The sequence below is a fragment of the Plantactinospora solaniradicis genome (assembly GCF_042658085.1).
Taxonomy (GTDB): domain Bacteria; phylum Actinomycetota; class Actinomycetes; order Mycobacteriales; family Micromonosporaceae; genus Plantactinospora; species Plantactinospora solaniradicis.
Map to the genome: position 1 here is coordinate 389,059 of NZ_JBHSPR010000060.1, position 18,921 is coordinate 407,979.

Genomic DNA, 18,921 nt, shown 5'->3' on the forward strand with positions numbered 1-18,921 from the left:
TGACCATTTGTAGGCTCGCCGCATGGGTTGGGCCCCGGACCTCCGCTGGTTCCGCCGCTGGGCGGGCGACGCGATGCCGGCCCGACGGCCGGCGGTTTCCGGCGGTACGGGGTGGCACCGCCGTACGCTCCGGGACTGGATCGTCGATGTCGTGCTGTTCGGCCTGGCGGTGCTGTTCTGGGCGTGGGCCTGGCAGAGCGCCCCGTTGCACTACGTCGACGTGATCCCCGGCTGGATGCAGACGATCGATCCCTGGGTCGGCGGCCTGGCCTGCCTGGCCCTGTGGTGGCGGCGGCAGTACCCGATCGCCATCGGCGTCGTGATGGCCCTGGTGCTGGGACTGGCGGCGAGCGGACTCGGCGCGGCGTTGATCGCGGTCCTCACCGTGGCGGTACACCGCAACTGGCAGCCGGCCACGCTGGTCACGGTGCTCCATCTGCTGCCGTCACTGCCATTCGGGTACGACTACCCGCCGCCCGGCGTCACCCGGTGGGCGTACCTCACGCTGATCTGTCTGATGTACCTGGTGCCGCTCGGTTGGGGGATCGCGGTGCGGGCCCGCCGACAGCTCATCGAGAACCTGCACCGAGAGGTCGAACGGGAGCGCCGTGAGCACCGGCATCGGCTGTCCGGTGCCCGCCGAGCGGAGCGTGAGCGCATCGCGCGGGAGATGCACGACGTACTGGCTCATCGGATTTCGCTGATCTCGGTGCATGCCGGCGCGTTGGCGTACCGCACGAAGCAGGCCGACGCGGGTGCCAGCGCTCCGCTGGACGCGGGGGAGGTGGGCGGCGCGATCGAGGTCATCCGGGACAACGCCCGACAGGCGCTCGTCGAGCTGGGCGACGTCCTCGCCGTACTTCGCCTGGCCGACACCGCCGACGACGATCCCGACGCGGACGCGGCACCGGACGACGCCGACGGCGATCCCCGCAACACCGGCACCGACACCGACACCGACGGCGACGGCGACGGCGATCCCCGCGACGCCGACGCCGACGGCCGGAGCGACGCCGGCAGCCGGGGCCGGGCCGGCAGCTCCACCTCGGGTACGGCGGCCGACCGGGCCGCCCCGCAGCCCCGGCTCGCCGACATCGCCCGCCTCGTCAGGGAGGCGCAGGCGGCCGGTCAGCGGGTGACGTTCGAGATGGTCTGCGCACCCGGTGCGGCCGAGCAGTTGCGTCCGGCGGTGCACCGTACGGTCTACCGCACCGTGCAGGAGGGCCTGACCAACGCCCGGAAGCACGCCGGTCAGGCCGAGGTGGCGGTACGGGTGGAGGCGACCCCGGCCACCGGGATCGTGGCGACGGTCAGCAATCCGCTGCCGCAGGAGCGACGTACCGTCGACAAGATGCCGGGTGCCGGGGCCGGTCTGACCGGGCTTGCCGAACGCCTGGCCATCGACGGCGGCACAATCGAGCACGGCGTGATCGGCGGAACGTTCCGGCTCACCACTCGGCTACCGTGGCCCGCATGACCTCGGGCGGTGGCGTGATCCGCGTTCTGCTCGTGGACGATGACGCGCTGGTCCGTACCGGTCTGCGGCTCATGCTCGGCGGGGCGCCCGACATCGAGGTCGTCGGTGAGGCGGCGGATGGTGCGGACGTCGCCGACGCGGTGACCCGGCTGCGCCCGGACGTCGTGCTGATGGACGTACGGATGCCGCTGCTGGACGGTATCGCGGCGACTCGGGCGATCACGGCACGCTCCGGAGATTCTCCCCAGGTCATCGTGCTGACCACCTTCGACGCCGACGCGACGATCCTCGACGCGCTCCGCAACGGGGCGGCCGGCTTCCTCGTCAAGCACACTCCACCCGAGCAGATCGTCGAGGCCGTACGCCGGGCCGCCGCCGGTGAACCGGTGCTCTCGCCGACCGTCGCCCGTACTCTGATCGACCATGTCGCGGGCGTCGCCCCGCACCGCCGCCCCGACCAGCGGCACCGGCAGGCCCGGGAACGGTTCGGTCGACTCTCCGACCGGGAGCGGTCGGTGGCGGTCGCGGTGGCGGAGGGGTTGTCGAACGCCGAGATCGCGGATCGGTTGTTCATGTCGGTCGGTACGGTCAAGGCGCACGTCTCCAGTGCCCTGGCCAAGCTCGACCTGGCCAACCGGATCCAGCTTGCGCTGCTCGCCCACGACGCCAGTGACGGTTCCGCCGCGTCCGACGGCTGAGCCGTCCACGACCACCGGGTCGGGGCACCGCCTCGACGCGGTACGGCAGATCGACAGCGCCCTTTACGGTGGACGCGGACGGGGCTGCTCACGACCATCGGGCGGGGCCATGACGCGGAAGTGGTGGCGCGGATTCGGCAGGGGCGTCCTGCTCTTCCTCGCGATTCCGCTCGCCGCGAACCTCCTCGTCGTGATCGTCGCCGTTCCGTCCGCGCTGCTCGGCCCGGCGGTCGGGATCCCGGTCAGCATCGGCGCACTGGTGTTGGTTGGCTACCCGATCCGGAGCGTTCGGCACCGCCGTGACCCGGCCGCCCGAGAGCGTTGGGCCCGGAAACTCGCCGAACGGCAACGTCGCCGGCGGCGGCGGTCGGTACGCACGCTGCGACGGCTGCGTCGCCGTGAGCCGTCCCGGGTCACCTACCGGGAAGCCGCTGCCGAGTGCGGGATCCTGGGATTCCTGATCGCGATGGGCGGGGTGGCGCCGTTGCTTAGTTCGTCGCCGCCGGCAAGAAGCTGACCAAGGGCGACCAGTGGGGCCTGGCGGTCGAGGGGGCGAGCTACACCGAGAACGCGCACCACGCCTTCATCTTCGGCCAGCAGCACGGCGCGGAATTCTTCGACAGCGCCGGCAAGCCGCAGTTCACCGGGCATCACCACGTCATGGCGGTCAAGCAGTACATCGACTTCATGGCGACCCACAAGATCGCCAACCCCAGCAACGCCGAGTACACCACGCCGAACCAGCCGATCGGCGACTTCGCCAAGGGCAAGGCCGGGATGCTGCTCTGGCAGAGCAACGCGGTCAGCGTGCTCGCCGCCGCCGGGATGAAACCCGACGAGTACGGCGTCGCGCCGATCCCGATCGCCGACCCGCTACCGCCGGGTGGCAAGCGGGTGAACAGCCACGTGGCCGGGATCAACATCTCGGTCTTCAAGAACACCGAGAACCGGGACGGCGCCCTGGAGTTGGTGAAGTTCCTGACCAGCAGCGGGGAGCAGCAGATCCTCAACAAGGCGTTCGGGTCACTGCCGGTGGTCAAGGACGCCTACTCCGATCCGGCGTTCCAGACTCCGGTGATCAAGGTTTTCCAGGACGTACTCGCCAACACCGCCGGGCCGTTGCCACAGGTGCCCGAGGAGAGCAAGTTCGAGACCACGGTGGGCAGTGGGATGCGGGACCTCTTCGCCAAGGTCGCCAGCGGGCAACCGGTCGGTGAGGCAGAGGTCGCGGCGGCGCTCACCAAGGCCCAGCAGGAGATGGGCACCGGTGGCTGACCGCCCCGGGTCGACCGGGGCGCGTCGTCGGGCCGGTGCCGGTTGGCGCCGGCCCGGCCTGGCGTACCTGCTGTTGCTGCCGGCGCTGCTCCTGGAACTGCTCGTCCACCTGGTGCCGATGGCCGTCGGGGTCTGGATGAGCTTCCGCGAGCTGACCCAGTTTTTCATCCGGAACTGGTCGGCGGCACCCTGGGCCGGGCTCCGCAACTACAAGGTGGCGGTCGACGTCGACTCGGCGATCGGCGCCGCGCTGCTCCGCTCGCTCTGGATCACCCTGGCGTACGCGTTGCTGGTGGTCGTCGGCTCCTGGCTGCTCGGCTTCGTCGCGGCCCTGCTGCTCCAGCGGCCGATGCGCAACCGGGGACTGCTCCGTACCCTCTTCCTCGTCCCGTACGCGCTGCCGGCCTACGCGGCGGTGATCGCCTGGAACTTCCTGCTCCAGCGGGACACCGGCATGCTCAACCACCTACTGGTGGACAACCTGCACCTGACCGACGACCGGGCGTTCTGGCTGCTCGGCGACCGCAGCTTCGTCGCCGTCGTCCTCGTGTCGGTGTGGCGGCACTGGCCGTTCGCCTTCCTGATCATCATGGCGGGGATGCAGAACATCCCGACCGAGCTCTACGAGGCCGCCGCGATCGACGGTGCCGGGCCCGGTCAGCAGATCCGCCGGGTGACCCTGCCGATGCTGCGGCCGGTCACCCTGGTGCTGGTCCTGGTGCTGTTCCTCTGGACGTTCAACGACTTCACCACCCCGTTCGTGCTCTTCGGCGCGGCGACACCGGAGCAGGCCGACCTGATCTCGGTGCACATCTACCAGAGCTCGTTCGTGACCTGGAACTTCGGGCTCGGCTCCGCGATGTCCGTCCTGCTGCTGCTCTTCCTGCTCCTGCTCACCGCCGGGTACCTGCTGCTGACGTCCAGGAGGCGCCGTCGTGCTGTTTGAGCCCCGCTGGTTCCGCTGGGTCCGCTGGGTGGGCCTGACCTTCTTCGCCGGCCTCGTGCTGCTGCCGCTGTACGTGATGGCGACCTCCGCCGCCAAGCCGCTGCGCGACGTGCAGAGCGACTTCCGCTGGCTCCCGAGCGAGCTGACGTTGCAGCCGTTCGTCGACATCTGGCGGACGATCCCGCTCGGCCGGTACTTCCTGAACAGCGTCATCGTCTCGTCGGCCGCCGCGCTCTTCTCGGTCCTGGTCGCCGTCTTCGCCGCGTACGCCATCAGTCGGTTCCGGTTCCCCGGGCGCGGACTCTTCTCGGTCACGGTGCTCTCCACCCAGATGTTCCCGGGCATCCTGTTCCTGCTGCCGCTGTTCCTGATCTACGTCAACATCGACCAGCTCACCGGCATCACCCTGTACGGCTCCCGGTTCGGTCTGGTCGTCACCTACCTGACCTTCTCGCTGCCGTTCTCGATCTGGATGCTCGTCGGCTACTTCAACTCGATCCCCCGGGAGCTGGACGAGGCCGCGCTGGTCGACGGGGCCGGACCGGTCGGCGCGCTGCTCCGGGTGGTGGTGCCGGTCGCCCTGCCCGGCATCGTCGCGGTCGCCATCTACGCCTTCGTGACCGCCTGGAGCGAGGTGCTGTTCGCCTCGATCATGACCACCGAGCAGAGCCGTACGCTGCCGGTGGGGCTCCAGCTCTACTCGACCCAGGCCGGCGTCTACTGGAACCAGGTGATGGCCGCCTCGCTGGTGGTCAGCGTGCCGGTGGCGGCCGGATTCCTTATGCTGCAACGGTTCCTGGTCCAGGGTCTCACCGCCGGAGCGGTGAAGTAGCCGGTCGAAAACCGGGTTATGCGCGGGCCCGGGTTTCAGTACACTCAGCACGAACCGAGCGCGATCTTGCCACGCAGTGGCGGCGCGCGAGAGGACGAACGAGGGGAGCCGGCCGTGCAGTACCGCACCGCTGTGACCATTCCCCAGTCCCGGCACCGGGTGATTCTGACGTCTTCGTAACCTCCGGTCGGCGGCCCGCGCGGCCCCACCGGATGTCGTGACACACCCCTGATCCGAGCCGATCGAGGCATGCCCCGAGGCGTAACCCCGATCGGCCCGGACGATCCGTGGGGTCCCTCCCTGCCCGGCCGCCGTCATCGACGGGGCCGGCCGTGTCACGCCAATCGCGCCGTCCTCGTCCGGTTCACCCAGGAAGGCCATCGGCCGTGCGTACCGACCTGCACCGTCATCCCACCGACGCCCTGACCCGCATCCGCAACCTGGGCATCCTCGCCCACGTCGATGCCGGCAAGACCACCACCACCGAACGGATCCTGTACGTCACCGGCGCCACCTACAAGCGTGGCGAGGTGCACGACGGGACGACCGTCACCGACTTCGACTCCCAGGAGCGGGACCGTGGCATCACCATTTTCGCCGCCGCCGTCAGCTGCGACTGGGCCGGTCACCGGATCAACCTGATCGACACCCCGGGCCACGTCGACTTCGCCGACGAGGTCGAGCGGGCCCTGCGGGTGCTCGACGGCGCGATCGCGGTCTTCGACGGCGTGGCGGGCGTCGAACCGCAGAGCGAGTCGGTCTGGCGACAGGCCGATCGGCACCAGGTACCCCGGATCGCCTTCGTCAACAAGCTGGACCGGGCCGGCGCCGACCTGGACGACGCGGTCCGGTCGATCCGCGAACGGCTCCGGGTGACCCCGCTGGTGGTCCAACTGCCGATCGGGCGGGAGGACGGGTTCACCGGCGTCGTCGACCTGCTCCGGATGCGGTCGCTGGTCTGGGCCGACGGCGACACGTTCGAGGAGGGGCCGGTACCGGACGGCCTGCGGGCGGAGGCGGAGCGACGGCGCCGGGTACTGGAGGAGGCGGTGGCCGAACTGCATCCGACCGCGCTGGAGGAGTTCTGTGCCCACTCGACGCTGTCCGCGACGACCCTGGCCGCCGCGCTGCGGGACCTGACCCGTACCGGTGACGGTCTGGTCGTGCTCTGCGGATCGGCGTACCGCAACCGGGGCGTCGAGCCGCTGCTCGACGCGGCGGTGGCCTACCTGCCCTCGCCGCTGGACGTGCCGGCGGTGCGGGGCGTACGGGACGGCGTGCCGCAGGAGCGGGCCGCCGACCCGGCGGCGCCGTTCGCCGCGCTGGTGTTCAAGGTGAACTCCACCGCGACCGGGCGGCTGACCTACCTGCGGGTGTACTCGGGAACGATCCAGAAGGGAGGCGTGGTGCTGGACACCGGCGCGCGTCGTACCGAACGGATCGGGCGGATCCTGCGGGTCCAGGCCGACCGGCACACCGAGGTGGACCGGGCGGTGGCCGGCGACATCGTCGCGGTGGTCGGGCTCAAGGCCGCCCGTACCGGGGCGACCCTGTGCGTGCCCGAGGCGCCACTGGTCCTCGAACCGCCGAGCGTGGCGGATCCGGTGGTCTCGGTGGCGGTCGAGCCCCGACGGGGCACCGACAGCGAGCGCCTGACGTCGGCGTTGGCCCGGCTGGTCGAGGAGGACCCCTCGCTGGCCATCCGGACCGACTCCGAGACCGGCCAGACGGTGCTGTCCGGGATGGGGGAACTGCACCTGGAGGTGGCGGTGGAGAAGATCCGTCGAGCCCACGGGCTGGAGGTGAACGTCGGCCGACCGCAGGTGGCCTACCGGGAGACCGTCGTACGCGGGGTGTCCGGGCTGCTGTACCGGCACGTCAAGCAGGACGGCGGCGCCGGTCAGTACGCGCACGTCGTACTCGACGTGGAACCGCTGGCGGCCACCAACCCGGACCCGGCCGGCGGCTCCGGGGCCGGTGACGGCGACGCGCCGGACTTCGCGTTCGGCTCGACCGTCGTCGGCGGCCGGGTGCCCAAGGAGTACGTCCGGGCGGTCGAGGCCGGTTGCCGGGACGCGCTCACCGAGGGTCCGCTCGGCGGCCATCCGGTCATCGGCCTGCGGGTCAACCTGGCCGACGGTGCCACGCATCCGAAGGACTCCTCGGAGCTGGCGTTCCGGACGGCGGGCCGGCTCGCGCTGCGGGAGGCGCTCCGGGCCAGCGAGATGGTCCTGCTGGAACCGGTGGTCGAGGTGACGGTGACCGTGCCCGACGACGCCGTCGGCGGGGTGCTGGGCGACCTGGCGGCCCGACGCGGCCGGGTCTCGGGCTCGACCACCCGGGCCGGCACCGTCGTGGTCACCGCGACCGTGCCGCTGGCCGAGTTGTTCGGCTACGCGACCCGGTTGCGTAGCCGGACCCAGGGCCGGGGCACCTTCAGTACCCGAGCCACCGGCTACAGCCCGGTGCCGAGCGCGGTCTCCAGCGGGATACCGCCCCGGTAGCGGCACCGCCGGCAGGGGGAGTGCCGGCACGGGGGACCGCTGGCCCCGTCCGTACCTGGACGGGGCCAGCGGTGTCGGTCAGCCGAGTCGGGAGAACACCCCGATGCCGTTCGGTACCGGGCGCTCGGCGCCACCGGACGGGTGGTTGCGCACCTCGACGGCGGGATCCGCCACGGTCCGGGTGACCAGGGTCGACGATCCGCCGCCGTCGAGGTTCACCGCGCTGGCCGCGCCCAGGTCGTGCAGCGTCAGGGCGAGGTCGAGGATGGTGAGGCCGGGCCCGGCGCCGTCGACGGCCACCAGATACAGTCGCCGACCGTCGGCGCTGACCCCGGCCGCGGTACGGATGGCAGCCGTCCTCGCGTCCAGTCCGGCCAGCGGCGCACCGTCGCGGAGGATCGGGAACCCGCCGACCGCGAACGTGAACGGCACCCGGGCGTCGGGGACGAGGTCGTAGTCGACGCGTACCCGCTCGCCGATCTCGAGCTGGCGCAGCGTGTCGGCACCCTGCTCCCGGCCGACCAGCACCACCGTGTCCCGGGCGATGGCGCCGGTTCCCGGTTCGGTGCCGACAGCGGTGACCCGGCCGTGTCGCACGCTCACCTCGTAGGTGTCGGTGCTACAGGCGGCGGCCCGGTCGGTGTCGGTGCCGCAGGTGGGGCGCTTACGGGACACCGTGCCCCAGTCGCGGTCGAACACCCCGAGCCCGTTCACCGGCAGCGCGTACTGGTTGAACCCGGTGACCGCGAATCTGTCCCGGCCGGCGGAGACGGTGCCGCGCAGGTCCACCCGGGCGAGCCGACCACGCCGGTCCACCCCGACCCCGAGTACGTCGGAGGTGGACGTACCCGGCGGCAGCCCCGGCCCGAACCGCTGCCCGTTCGGTACGGCGGCCTTCAGGTCGTCGCGACCGGCGATCGCCGGCCCGACGGCGGACCCGGTCACCTCGACGCCGGCCTGGGTGTTGCTGATGTTGAAGAAGTCACCGTTGACCGCCGCGACCGCCCGTCGGCCGTTCGCCTGCTGGGATATCGGCGCCCGCGCCGCGACCGCGCCCGCCGTCAGCAGGTCCACGGCCACCAGGGGGTTGCGCAGGTCGACCTCGACGAGATGACCGGGCACGGTGCCGCCGGCAGTGTCCCGGGTGAACTCCCGGTACGTCACGCCGGGCGCGAGAGCACCGGGCGTGACAGCACCGGGCGTGACAGCAACGGGAGCCGCCGCTACCGCCGGACTCGCTGTCGCCAGGACGGCCAGTACGAGGCCGAGCGCCGACGAGGTCAGGGCCCGACGGGGTCGGTTCGAACGATTCATCTGTGACAGCAAGGCCATCGCCTCCGGGCGGGACGGAACGGGACACCAGCCAGACTTCCGGCGGACCTGATCGAGGTCAAACGAACATCGGCTGGCCGCCCGGTTACCCCGCTCCACCCGTCCCCGGTCGAGTCCGTTCCGGTCAGGTCACGCCAGTTCGGCGTCGGCGTCGGTGTCGGGCGCGGGGGTCAGGGTGAGGCGTATCCGGACGCCGTCGGATCCGCTCCTGATGTCGATCGAGTCGGCGAGTTCCTGGGCCAACCAGAGTCCCATCCCGCCGTTCGCGGACGGCCGGGGACGGTCCTTCGGAACGGTCAGCGGATCGGCGAGGCCGGGCCCCCGGTCCTGGACCTCGCACACCAGGTGCTCCGCCCGCCACAGCCGTACCTCGCCCCAGCCGCCGCCGTGCCGTACTGCGTTGGTCATCGCCTCGTTGATCGCGGTCACGAAGTCGTCGAGTCGTGGTCCGCCGAACCCGGCCCTGAGGAGGCGCTCGGTCAGTGATCGTCGTACGTCGGCGACCCGCACGCCGTCAAAGTCGTCCTGGAACAACAGAGCGCCATGCTGAGTATCCGTCCGTTGATCGTGCAACGGACTATCCGTCATGGCGCCTCCAAGGTCACCGGACCCGTCAGGGTACAGCGGACGGTACCCACCGGTGGCGATGTCAATCAAAGCTGGCCAGGCCATCCCGCATCGGCGACCATTTTCCCTCCATCGGGCGCCGATTCCGCCGAGCCGGACGACTACGCACTGCTGATCGCGCCGAACAGTGCGTAAGCGGTCTGTCGGCCGCCGACGTCGCCGTGCGACCGGATGAAGGAGTCCGCCCGCAGATTGTGAACCCGGCCAGCCTGGAAACGGTAGGCGCCGCCGACGTCCAGGAGTTCGCCGGGCTGGACGGCCTCGGGTGTCTTCAGCGCGCCGTTACGGCCGAGCCCGCCGTACGGGTCGTTCTCGTCACCCAGCCCGGCGGCGGCGTGCCGGGCCAGCCGGGAGGCGGCGGCGTACGCCAGGCCGACCGCGCGGTCGTTGACCGTGTGCGTGATCAGCACCGGTCCGGTCAGCTTTCCGCTGGCCAGCAGCGGTCGGAAGAGTCCGTTGTCGCCCCGGCCGTTGAAATTGACGGCGAAGGCGTGGTGGCTGAACGCGCCCTGCAACAGGGTGCACGAGTGCAGGCTCGGGTGCCGCACTGCGGCGGCGGAGACCGCCCGAGCGCCGAACGAGTGACCGGCCAGGTGCAGCCGGGCCCGTGGGGCCGCCGTGGCCAGCGCGGACAGCAGCGCGGCGATGCCGCCGGAGCCGACCTGCCCGGCCCGGTCCTTCATCGTGTAGTAGGTGGTGATGTTCAACAGGCCGCGCGCCCGACGCAGCACGTCGTCGAGGCCGAGGCCGAAGCCGAAGCCGAATCCGGCCGCGCCGCCGAGCCGCTCCGGCAGGCCGAGGTCGATCTCGGGCCCACCCGCCTCCGCGAAGACCTCCTCCGGGTCGCCGTCGAGGAATGCCGCGGGTGGCGGATCCTCGTCCACCCCCACACCGCTGCCTCCGGTACCGCTTCCGGAGGTCAGCGCGGCCGGCGCGGTCGGGACCTGCTCACGCAGGGCGTCGAGGAACTCCCGTCGAGCCTGGGCGGATCCGGTCAGTTTCGGCACGAGCCGGGTGAGCAGCGCCGCCCTGGTCGGATCCTCGATCCGTTCCGCGATCGCCTCGGTCAGCGCGGTGGCCTCGTCGCCGATCCCGGCTCCGCCACCGGCCACCTCGTCCTCGTCGGACCAGCGGATCGAGGGCCAGAGCACGCCGATCACCAGCAGGGACCGGGACGCCGCCGACGGGACCGCGGGGCGTACCCCCGCCATGTTGTCGGTCAGCCGGGCGTAGAGACGGCGGGCCCGCGGGATGTCGTTGTTCCAGCCGTGGCAGAGGACCAGGATGTCCGTCGGCCCGGTGGCGGCGACCAGGTCCAACGCCGCCCGCCGCTGGTTCTCGTCGTGGATCGCGCCGGTGGACTCGATCTCCACCTCCGCGTACGGGAACTGCAACCGCATCTCTCAGTGCTCCATCCGGCTCGAATGGATCAGACCGACTGAAGGGCACGCATCGCGTCGACGAGTCCGTAGCCCTGGAACGAGCGGTCCCGACCGAGGCTGGTCGCGGACTCGAGCAGTGCGCGTTTGACCCGGCGCGGGTGTCCGATGAACTCCTGGTGCACCGACATGAACGCCGCCGCGACCCCGGATACGTGCGGGGCGGCCATCGAGGTGCCGGAGTTCTCCACATATGTCGCCTCGGGGACGCCGGCGAGGGCCCGCTCCAGCAACCTGCCGGTACCGGCGCTGATCACGCGTTCGCCCGGCGCCACCAGGTCCGGCTTGGCCCGACCGTCGCCGGTGGGTCCCTTGGAGGAGAAGTAGGAGACGCCCGAGGCGTGTGGCCGGCAGGACGTCGCGCCGACCGTGATGGCCAACTCCGCGTTGCCCGGATCGTTGATGGTCAGGTCGAATGCCGTCCGCATCCGCCGGCCGCCGGCGTCGATGACGTAGCCGTACCCGGTGTTGCCGGCCGCGACGACCACGACGACGCCGGACTGCACCAGCCGGTCGACCTCCCGGCAGATCGGGCTGAGTCCGGTGGCGAACCAGGTCGGGTCGAACGGGTAGCCGACCGACAGGTTCACCCCGTGTACGAGCAGCTCACGACCGTAGTCGTTGAGTTCCTGGATGTACTCCAGCGCTGCCAGCACGGCGGCCATGTCCCCGGAGCCGTCGTCCCGGAGGACCTTGCAGGACAGCAGCTTGCATCGCGGCGCCATTCCGCTGATCTTCCGCAGGTGCACCCGCTCGCAACGGGTGTCACCGGCGTCCGGCTGGTACCAGGTGGCGGCCGTCAGTGGCGGGGCGGAGTCGTCGACGATCTGCTCGCCGGCCAGGATCCCGGCCACGTGGGTGCCGTGGCCGGCGAGGTCGAGGATCGCCTCGTCGTCGCTGCTGCCCACGAAGGACCGATGGGCCAGCGGCGCGGCCAGGCCCAGGTTGTCGTGTCGGTGGAAGTGCGGATGGGCGGCGGCGATGCCGGAGTCGAGCACCGCCCAGACGAGGTCCTGGCCGTAGGCGTTGAAGGCGCGGTGTGCCGCCTGGCACTTGGTGGTCACCACCGAGCGGTGGATCAGCGGCTGGACCTCGAAGTTGGGCCAGATCCGGTGGATGGACCAGCGTTGGGCGGGCCCGCTGACGGCCGGCGGTGACACCTCCTCGACGGTCCGCCCCGGCCGGGTGCCGGCCCCGTCGTCCTGCTCCGCCTCCGCCTCCGCGTCGGCGTCCGCGTTGGTCGCGTCGGTGGCGTCGGCGGCCACCAGGGCCCGGATCTGCGCGGCTGTCAGGGCGCTGCTCACGTACGAGCCGATCGGCCAGACCGGGGTGCCGGCGCCCGCGATCTGCACGATGAGTTCCCGGACCCGGGCCTGCGCCCGGGACACTCCGCCGGGGTGCCGGGTACGCAACTCGATCACGACGCCGATCGGTTCGTCGCCCGACTCCCGCATCCGCTCCTGCAACGGTCGGGCGATCACCGAGTCCGTGACCAGACTGGGCGAGGTGGGCACCGGTGACAGCGGCCCGGCCCGGTCGCCACCGTCCGCGTTCTGCTTGGCCGATCCGAACTCGGCGGGTAGTGGGCCCGCCGGACGTCCCGGGTCAGCATCGTCCTGGTCCATGGAACCCTCCCCTGACTTCCACACCATCGTTTCTACCCGCCGGGGTCGGAGGGAAGTGGCGGACGTGGATCTGACGGTCGGCGTCGATCCTGACCCGGAGCGCGGCCCGGCCGCCACCGTCCGGGGCGACCGGGCCGGTGGCGGCCGAGGCGGAGCGGGTCAGCCGAGCAGTTGACGGAGCAGGTCGACCTGCCGGGGGAACTGGAATCCCGCGCCACCCTCGTGGCCGTTGTACGGCCACACCGTGATGTCCTTCTGCTCCGCCGCATAGTGGTTGTACGCGGCGAAGACGGTCGACGGCGGGCAGATGGCGTCCATCAGGGCGACGGAGAAGAGCGCCGGGGCGGTGGCCCGGCTGGCGAAGTTCACCCCGTCGAAGTAGCTCAGCGTCCGGAACGCCTGCTCGACGTCGTTCCGGTGCGTCTTCAGGTACGTCACCAGTTCCTGGTACGGCAGCGCGTCGGTGATCTCGGTGGCCCGGCGGTAGTGGCAGAGGAACGGCACGTTGGGCAGTACCGCCGCGAGCCCGTCGACCAGCCCGGCGACGGCGATACTGATCCCGCCGCCCTGGCTGGTGCCGCCCACCACCACCCGGTCCGGATCGACCCGGGGATGCGCCCGGGCGGTGTCCACGGCCCGTACCGCGTCGGTGAAGACCCGGCGGTAGTAGTACGCCCGGGGGTGGGTGAGCCCACGGGTCATGAAACCCGGGGTCTGCGGCAGGCCGACCGGGTCCGGGTCGGGGGTGTCACCGACCAGGTAACCGTTGCTGCCCTGGCCCCGGGTGTCCATCACCAGGTGGGCGTAGCCGGCGGCGCTCCAGGTCAGCCACTCGTGCGGCAGGCCGCGCCCGCCGCCGTACCCGATGTAGTCGACGACGCAGGGCAGCGGTCCGGTGGTGTGCCGGGGGAGCAGGAACCAGCCGCGTACGGGTTGGCCGGCGAATCCGGAGAACGTGACGTCGTACACCTCTACCGTGGCCAGGCCGGCGTCGTACGGGAGGAACTCGGCCGGACTGCCGGCGTCCCGCGCCTGGTGCAGTGTGTCGGCCCAGAAGTCGTCGAAGTCGGTTGGCTCGTCCCGATCGGGCAGGTAGTCGCGCAACCGGTCCAGTGGCCAGTCGACAAGCATGGCCCGTTCCTTTCGTTCACGGCTGGGCGTCACGCCTGGTGACCGGCCCGACACGCAGCCGGTGTGGGTGGTAGCCCGGCGTCGAGCCGGTGGTCCGTGGCCGGAGGGTAGCGCCTGGACGATCCGGCCACCTCCCATCGGTCGGTGTGACCGTCGGCACTTCACGTCGGCACGGCCGCCGACGGTCGACCGCCGCCGCTGTCGCCGTCCCACCGACGTCGTACGCGGCGACCGGGGAGACGTCGCCGTACCGGCCGTGACGGCAGGCCAGGACGCACCCGCTCAGGCTTCGGTCAGGTCCCGTTCGCCGACGACCTCGTCGCCGCTCTGTTCTCCGGTCAACCGGAAACCGAGCCGCAGGTAGAACCGCTCGGGCCCGCGCTCACCGGGGACCCAGGTCACTGTGGCACGGCTCTCACCACGCCGTCGGATCTCCTCACACACGGCCAGTACGGCGAACCGACCGTACCCCCGGCCCTGCTGCTCGGCGGCGATGTTCAACCGCCAGATCCCGGAGCGGAGCGGGTCCTCTGGATTGTCCGGATTCAGCCGGACCTCGAAGAATCCCATGATGAAGCCGACGGGTTCTTCTCCGTCGACGATCAGCCGGGGCCAGGCGATCTCGGGTTGTGCGTACGCCTCGGCCAGTGACTGTGCGACCGGAGCGACCAGCCCTTCCTGTTCGGGCCGGATCTTCAGTTGGCATGCGGCGAGGACATTGTCCGGGGTGATCTTCTCCAGGCGGAGTGACGGCGGCATGGCCGGCACCCTACCGCCGCGATTCCATGCTGGTTGTCAAACCGGTGCTGTTCCGTGTTCGGCGTAGCTGCACCGTTCTCCGGCCTTCGCCGCCACGGCGGTGAGAATCCGGCGGACGAGCCGGCCGGGCCCGTACGCGTCGAGGTCGTCGATGGCGACGAAGCGCCACTCGGTGATCTCGCCGTCGACGAAGGCGATGCGGCGTTGGCTGTCGCCGTCGAGCGGCCCCGCGTCGAAGACGAAGAGCAGCCAGTCTTCTTTGTCGTCGTCGGGTGCCCAGTCGACCACCAGTACCGGGCCGACATCGACGGTGAGGCCGAGTTCCTCCTGGATCTCCCGTACGCAGGCGGCGCGCGGTGACTCGCCGGGCTCGGCACAGCCGCCGGGGATGTCCCAGTGCTCCCGGTAGGCGGGACGTACGAGGAGCACGCGGCCCTCGGCGTCGAAGAAGAGGGCACCGGCGGCGACGTTCGGGGTGGCCACGGATGACATCTCGGAAGCCGTCACAACGGCAGCGTAGACCGGTCATCGACCGAGCACGATGAGTATCGACGGGTACCTCTCACCGAGTATCGATCCCGGCCGGTCACCGGTTGGCGGCCGACCGGAGCAGTACGTCGGTGAGGCGTGAGAAGGAGTCCTCGCCGTGCCCCTCGGCGAGGGCCCGCCCGGCGACCGCCCGGGCGGCGGTCAGCACGCCGACGTCGAGGTGCTGGGCCTGCGCGGCGTGGATGACGTGGTCCATTCCGGCCGCGGCGGAGGCGAGGGTGGCGTCGGTCCCGGGATGACGGCCCTCGTCCACTTCGGCCGCGAACTCGGGGATGATCCCGCCCATCAGCCCCACGATCCCCTGGGCGTACGCGGCGAGGTCACGCGCGGCGATCCCTTGTGTACGGGCCAGGGCCAGGGCGTGCACGTAGCCGCTCATGGTGGTCCAGAAGAGATCGAGCAGGGCCACGTCGTACGCCGCCGCCCGGCCGGGGTCCGCACCGAGGTAGCTTGCGGTGCCACCGAGGCTGGCCAGGCTCGGTTGGTGCGCCTGGTAGACCGCCTCCGGCCCGCTGTACAGCAGCACCGCGCCGGGACCGCCGATCGTGTCGACCGGACTCATGATCGACCCGTCCAGGTAGTCGATGCCCCGCTCGGCGGCCCAGTCCGCCAACTCGCGGGCCCGTTCCGGGGCGTCGGCGGTGAGGTTCACCAGGGTCCGACCCTTGAGTACGTCTCCGGCGTCGGCCAGGATCGCGCGTACGGCTTCGTAGTTCCGGACACAGACGACCACCAGCGGGCTGGCGCCGACCGCCTCGGCCGGGGTTGCCGCGACCGCCGCCCCACGGGTGGCGAGAATCTCGGCCCGGGCCGCGGTCCGGTTCCACACCGTCGTGTCGTGTCCGCCCGCCAGGAAGGCGGCGGCCAGCGCCTGCCCCATCGGGCCCAGGCCGAGCACCGTCACGGGTGCCGGATCGCCCTTGATCGATCGCGTCGTCATGTCGGCTAAGTTAAACCTTGACACCGGTGTCAGAGCCAGCGTGCCGTTTCGGAGGTCACATGCGAATCGGGGAGTTCTCCCGACGGGCCGGGGTGAGCGAGCGGTCACTGCGCTACTACGAGCAGCAGGGGCTACTCCGGCCGGCGCGGCAGAGCAGCGGCTACCGCGCGTACCAGGAATCCGACCTGCGGACGGTGCGCCACATCCGTACGCTGCTCGCGGCCGGTCTCAACACCGAGACGATCGCCGAGCTGCTGCCCTGCATGGTCGAGGACGGCGGGCGGCTCGGTCCCGGCTGCGCCGAACTGCTTCCGGTGCTGCGCCGCGACCGTGAACGGGTCGACCGCGCCCTCGCGGACCTGGCGACCGCCCGGTCGATCCTCGACGCGATGATCGCCGCCCCGATACCGGTGACCGGCGCCGCGAACTCCGCCTGCGAACCGGTCGACGCACCGGCCTGACCTCGCTGTTCGGCTCTGGTCGCGGTGCGCGCACCGGTGGCCCGGCGGCTCGTCCTGCTGCCTCGGCCGCCGGGCCGACCCCGGATCGGCGCCGCCGTCGACGGCCGCCGGACAGGGCTGGTGCAGGGGTGCTATTCGCCCTGTTGGGGCTCCCGGTCGGGGTTGTCGACCTCGAACGGGGTACGGAGTCGGCTCATGGCGGCCCGGCTCACGTCGGTGGTCGGCCGCTGTTCGTCACTCGGGTCCGCCTCTGTCGGGTCGACGAAGGGGTTCGAGTGCGTCGCCGTCACATGGGTCAAAGTCTGCTCCAGATGTGCGTCTGCTCCAGAGATTCGCGCGGATGCGCCGCTCACCCACCGGCAGACGCGAACGGGGGCGGAAAGCGACCAGGCTGGATCCGGCCGTGGCCGGACACCGTCGGTTCCGATCGCCCCGTCAGCGTACCCCGAGCCGTTGGTTGACTATGGTGCACGGGCGGAGATCGGGTGCGGGTAGACTTGGTTCCGCAGCCCCTGGCCCCGGTCACGGCCTGCGTCTGATGTCGGCTACCACGCGCTGCGACCGAACGGTCAGCGCCGGAATCGGGCCGACCCCTTCCAGGTTCGGAGACTCGATGGCGGCACGCCGCCCCCGCAAGATGACTTCTGTCCCATCCACCACTCCCGTCGCCCGGCCGGCAGCCGGGGACCAGGCTCCGGCCGGAGACCTGGCTGCTGCCGGAGACCTGGCTGCGACCGGGACCCGGACGATGGCCGGTTTCGCCGACCTCGGCGTGCCCGCCGCGCTCGTCGCCGCGCTCGGCCGGGTCGGCATCGACACGCCGTTCCCGATCCAGGCCGCGACGCTCCCGGACGCGCTGGCCGGGCGTGACCTGCTCGGCCGTGGCCGGACCGGCTCGGGCAAGACCTACGCGTTCGCCATCCCGGTACTCGCCCGGCTCGCGGCCGCCAGGCCGGCGTCGCGCCGTCCCGGCCGGCCGCGCGCGCTGATCCTGGCGCCCACCCGCGAGCTGGCCACCCAGATCGAGGCGACGATCGCGCCGCTGGCCGCCGAGCTGTCCCTGCGTACCCTGACCGTCTTCGGCGGGGTCGGCGCGCGGCCACAGGTGAGCGCGCTGCGGGCCGGGGTGGACATCCTGATCGCCTGCCCGGGTCGGCTCGCCGACCACGTGTCGACCGGTCACGCCGTGCTCGACGCGATCGAGATCACGGTGCTCGACGAGGCCGACCACATGGCCGACCTGGGCTTCCTGCCCGTGGTCAAGCGGCTGCTCGACCGGACCCCGGCCGGCTCCCAGCGGCTGCTCTTCTCGGCGACCCTCGACTCCGGTGTCGACGTCCTGGTACGTCGCTACCTCAGCAACCCGGTCACGCACAGCGTCGACTCGGCGTCGTCCCCGGTCGCCGCGATGACCCACCACGTGCTCCGGGTACGTCCCGACGACCGGCTGCCGGTGCTGATCGACCTGGCCGCCGCCCCCGGGCGGGCGCTGGTGTTCACCCGTACCAAGCGGGGTGCGAAGAAGCTGACCAGCCAACTGGTCGCCTCCGGCGTACCCGCCGTCGAACTGCACGGCAACCTGGCGCAGAACGTCCGGACCCGCAATCTGGCGGCGTTCTCGTCCGGCCACGCCGGCACACTCGTCGCGACCGACATCGCCGCGCGCGGGATCCACGTCGACGACGTGGCACTGGTGATCCACGCCGACCCGCCGGCCGAGCACAAGGCCTACCTGCACCGGTCGGGGCGGACCGCCCGCGCCGGAGCGAGTGGCATCGTCGTCACCCTGATGACCGACGACCAGGTGGCCGACGTACGCGATCTGACCAGGCAGGCGGGCATCAACCCGAAGATCACCCCGTTGCGTCCGGGTGACTCGCTGCTCGCCGAACTCGCTCCGGGTGAGCGCCGCTTCACCGCACCCCCGGTGCAGACGACGCCGGCCGCGACCGGTGGTCGGGGCCGCGCCGCGACGGGGCGTGCCGCGACCGGTGGCCGGCGGTCCGCGACCGGCGGTCGGGGCGCCACGACCGGCGACCGCCACGCGGCGACCGGCGACCGCCGTGCCGCGACCGGCGAGCGGCGCACCGCGACCGATGACCGGCGCACCACGACCGGAGCGTCGAGTGGCCGTGGGTCGAGTGGCCGTGGGTCGAGTGGCGGCCGTGGCGGGCGCGGAGCCGCCTCGTCGTCGGGTGCCGCCGGTTCGGCGGGTCGTTCCGCCGGCCAGGGTGGCGCGGGTGGGGACACCTCGCTCACCCCTCGTAGCGCGGCGGCGTTCTCCGCCGGAAGCCGGGTCGGTACCAGACGCGGCCGCTGACCGTGC

At 71.6% G+C, this 18,921-nt stretch carries 18 protein-coding genes; 9 read left to right on the top strand and 9 right to left on the bottom strand.

Annotated features, from left to right (window positions below; all coding sequences use genetic code 11):
• The first annotated feature begins 22 nt into the window (after window positions 1-22).
• The 7 genes from ACFP2T_RS41410 (at window position 23) to fusA (ending at window position 7,732) form a co-directional block, all read left to right on the top strand.
• Entirely contained in the window at window positions 23-1,477 is a 1,455-nt protein-coding gene (locus ACFP2T_RS41410; protein WP_377432264.1) for a sensor histidine kinase, read from the top strand.
• Window positions 1,474-2,175, top strand: a complete 702-nt coding sequence (locus ACFP2T_RS41415) for a response regulator (protein WP_377432265.1) — start codon at window positions 1,474-1,476, stop codon at window positions 2,173-2,175. Before ACFP2T_RS41410 ends, ACFP2T_RS41415 begins: the two co-directional genes overlap by 4 nt.
• Window positions 2,176-2,284: 109 nt before the next feature.
• Window positions 2,285-2,692 carry a hypothetical protein gene (locus ACFP2T_RS41420; RefSeq protein ID WP_377432267.1) on the top strand — a complete coding sequence of 136 codons (408 nt, stop codon included), beginning with the start codon at window positions 2,285-2,287 and terminating at the stop codon, window positions 2,690-2,692.
• A 20-nt stretch (window positions 2,693-2,712) separates the two neighbouring features.
• On the top strand, window positions 2,713-3,450 hold the full coding sequence (locus ACFP2T_RS41425) for an extracellular solute-binding protein (RefSeq protein WP_377432412.1): 738 nt from the start codon (window positions 2,713-2,715) through the stop codon (window positions 3,448-3,450).
• A complete protein-coding gene (locus ACFP2T_RS41430) occupies window positions 3,443-4,396 on the top strand; it encodes a carbohydrate ABC transporter permease (RefSeq protein ID WP_377432269.1) in 954 nt (317 codons plus the stop codon). The genes ACFP2T_RS41425 and ACFP2T_RS41430 overlap by 8 nt, the downstream gene beginning before the upstream one ends.
• The gene (locus tag ACFP2T_RS41435; protein ID WP_377432270.1) at window positions 4,386-5,228 is read left to right on the top strand and encodes a carbohydrate ABC transporter permease; all 843 of its coding nucleotides are present in this window, start codon (window positions 4,386-4,388) and stop codon (window positions 5,226-5,228) included. Before ACFP2T_RS41430 ends, ACFP2T_RS41435 begins: the two co-directional genes overlap by 11 nt.
• Window positions 5,229-5,614: 386 nt before the next feature.
• The gene (gene fusA / locus ACFP2T_RS41440; protein ID WP_377432272.1) at window positions 5,615-7,732 is read left to right on the top strand and encodes an elongation factor G; all 2,118 of its coding nucleotides are present in this window, start codon (window positions 5,615-5,617) and stop codon (window positions 7,730-7,732) included.
• A 78-nt stretch (window positions 7,733-7,810) separates the two neighbouring features.
• Here fusA and ACFP2T_RS41445 read toward each other — a convergent pair whose 3' ends face one another.
• From ACFP2T_RS41445 to ACFP2T_RS41480, 8 genes are all read right to left on the bottom strand, one after another.
• On the bottom strand, window positions 7,811-9,046 hold the full coding sequence (locus tag ACFP2T_RS41445; protein WP_377432273.1) for a phosphodiester glycosidase family protein: 1,236 nt from the start codon (window positions 9,044-9,046) through the stop codon (window positions 7,811-7,813).
• 147 nt (window positions 9,047-9,193) lie between these two features.
• Window positions 9,194-9,598 (bottom strand): ATP-binding protein, encoded by a 405-nt coding sequence (locus ACFP2T_RS41450; protein ID WP_377432275.1) that lies wholly within the window; start codon window positions 9,596-9,598, stop codon window positions 9,194-9,196.
• Window positions 9,599-9,792: 194 nt separating this feature from the next.
• Window positions 9,793-11,091, bottom strand: a complete 1,299-nt coding sequence (locus tag ACFP2T_RS41455) for a hypothetical protein (protein WP_377432276.1) — start codon at window positions 11,089-11,091, stop codon at window positions 9,793-9,795.
• A gap of 29 nt (window positions 11,092-11,120) precedes the next feature.
• On the bottom strand, window positions 11,121-12,755 hold the full coding sequence (locus ACFP2T_RS41460) for a S8 family peptidase (RefSeq protein ID WP_377432277.1): 1,635 nt from the start codon (window positions 12,753-12,755) through the stop codon (window positions 11,121-11,123).
• Window positions 12,756-12,914: 159 nt separating this feature from the next.
• Window positions 12,915-13,886 (bottom strand): acetylxylan esterase, encoded by a 972-nt coding sequence (locus ACFP2T_RS41465; RefSeq protein WP_377432279.1) that lies wholly within the window; start codon window positions 13,884-13,886, stop codon window positions 12,915-12,917.
• A 282-nt stretch (window positions 13,887-14,168) separates the two neighbouring features.
• On the bottom strand, window positions 14,169-14,645 hold the full coding sequence (locus ACFP2T_RS41470; RefSeq protein ID WP_377432281.1) for a GNAT family N-acetyltransferase: 477 nt from the start codon (window positions 14,643-14,645) through the stop codon (window positions 14,169-14,171).
• A gap of 36 nt (window positions 14,646-14,681) precedes the next feature.
• Entirely contained in the window at window positions 14,682-15,152 is a 471-nt protein-coding gene (locus ACFP2T_RS41475; protein ID WP_377432283.1) for an NUDIX domain-containing protein, read from the bottom strand.
• Window positions 15,153-15,231: 79 nt separating this feature from the next.
• Window positions 15,232-16,134 (bottom strand): NAD(P)-dependent oxidoreductase, encoded by a 903-nt coding sequence (locus ACFP2T_RS41480; protein ID WP_377432285.1) that lies wholly within the window; start codon window positions 16,132-16,134, stop codon window positions 15,232-15,234.
• A gap of 59 nt (window positions 16,135-16,193) precedes the next feature.
• On the opposite strand from ACFP2T_RS41480, the gene ACFP2T_RS41485 reads away from it, so the two are divergent.
• Window positions 16,194-16,595 (top strand): MerR family transcriptional regulator, encoded by a 402-nt coding sequence (locus ACFP2T_RS41485; RefSeq protein WP_377432286.1) that lies wholly within the window; start codon window positions 16,194-16,196, stop codon window positions 16,593-16,595.
• A 131-nt stretch (window positions 16,596-16,726) separates the two neighbouring features.
• Here the strand turns inward: ACFP2T_RS41485 and ACFP2T_RS41490 are convergent, their stop codons facing one another.
• Complete coding sequence (locus ACFP2T_RS41490; protein WP_377432287.1) at window positions 16,727-16,894, bottom strand: hypothetical protein; 168 nt, start codon at window positions 16,892-16,894, stop codon at window positions 16,727-16,729.
• Window positions 16,895-17,343: 449 nt separating this feature from the next.
• On the opposite strand from ACFP2T_RS41490, the gene ACFP2T_RS41495 reads away from it, so the two are divergent.
• Window positions 17,344-18,915 (top strand): DEAD/DEAH box helicase, encoded by a 1,572-nt coding sequence (locus tag ACFP2T_RS41495; RefSeq protein WP_377432413.1) that lies wholly within the window; start codon window positions 17,344-17,346, stop codon window positions 18,913-18,915.
• Window positions 18,916-18,921 lie beyond the last annotated feature (6 nt).

Coding starts and splice junctions, on each gene's coding strand:
- ACFP2T_RS41445 (WP_377432273.1), bottom strand. CDS start 9,046: ATGAATCGTTCGAACCGACCCCGTCGGGCCCTGACCTCGTCGGCGCTC.
- ACFP2T_RS41415 (WP_377432265.1), top strand. CDS start 1,474: ATGACCTCGGGCGGTGGCGTGATCCGCGTTCTGCTCGTGGACGATGAC.
- ACFP2T_RS41470 (WP_377432281.1), bottom strand. CDS start 14,645: ATGCCGCCGTCACTCCGCCTGGAGAAGATCACCCCGGACAATGTCCTC.
- ACFP2T_RS41465 (WP_377432279.1), bottom strand. CDS start 13,886: ATGCTTGTCGACTGGCCACTGGACCGGTTGCGCGACTACCTGCCCGAT.
- ACFP2T_RS41480 (WP_377432285.1), bottom strand. CDS start 16,134: ATGACGACGCGATCGATCAAGGGCGATCCGGCACCCGTGACGGTGCTC.
- ACFP2T_RS41455 (WP_377432276.1), bottom strand. CDS start 11,091: ATGCGGTTGCAGTTCCCGTACGCGGAGGTGGAGATCGAGTCCACCGGC.
- ACFP2T_RS41485 (WP_377432286.1), top strand. CDS start 16,194: ATGCGAATCGGGGAGTTCTCCCGACGGGCCGGGGTGAGCGAGCGGTCA.
- ACFP2T_RS41410 (WP_377432264.1), top strand. CDS start 23: ATGGGTTGGGCCCCGGACCTCCGCTGGTTCCGCCGCTGGGCGGGCGAC.
- ACFP2T_RS41495 (WP_377432413.1), top strand. CDS start 17,344: ATGGCCGGTTTCGCCGACCTCGGCGTGCCCGCCGCGCTCGTCGCCGCG.
- ACFP2T_RS41460 (WP_377432277.1), bottom strand. CDS start 12,755: ATGGACCAGGACGATGCTGACCCGGGACGTCCGGCGGGCCCACTACCC.
- ACFP2T_RS41420 (WP_377432267.1), top strand. CDS start 2,285: ATGACGCGGAAGTGGTGGCGCGGATTCGGCAGGGGCGTCCTGCTCTTC.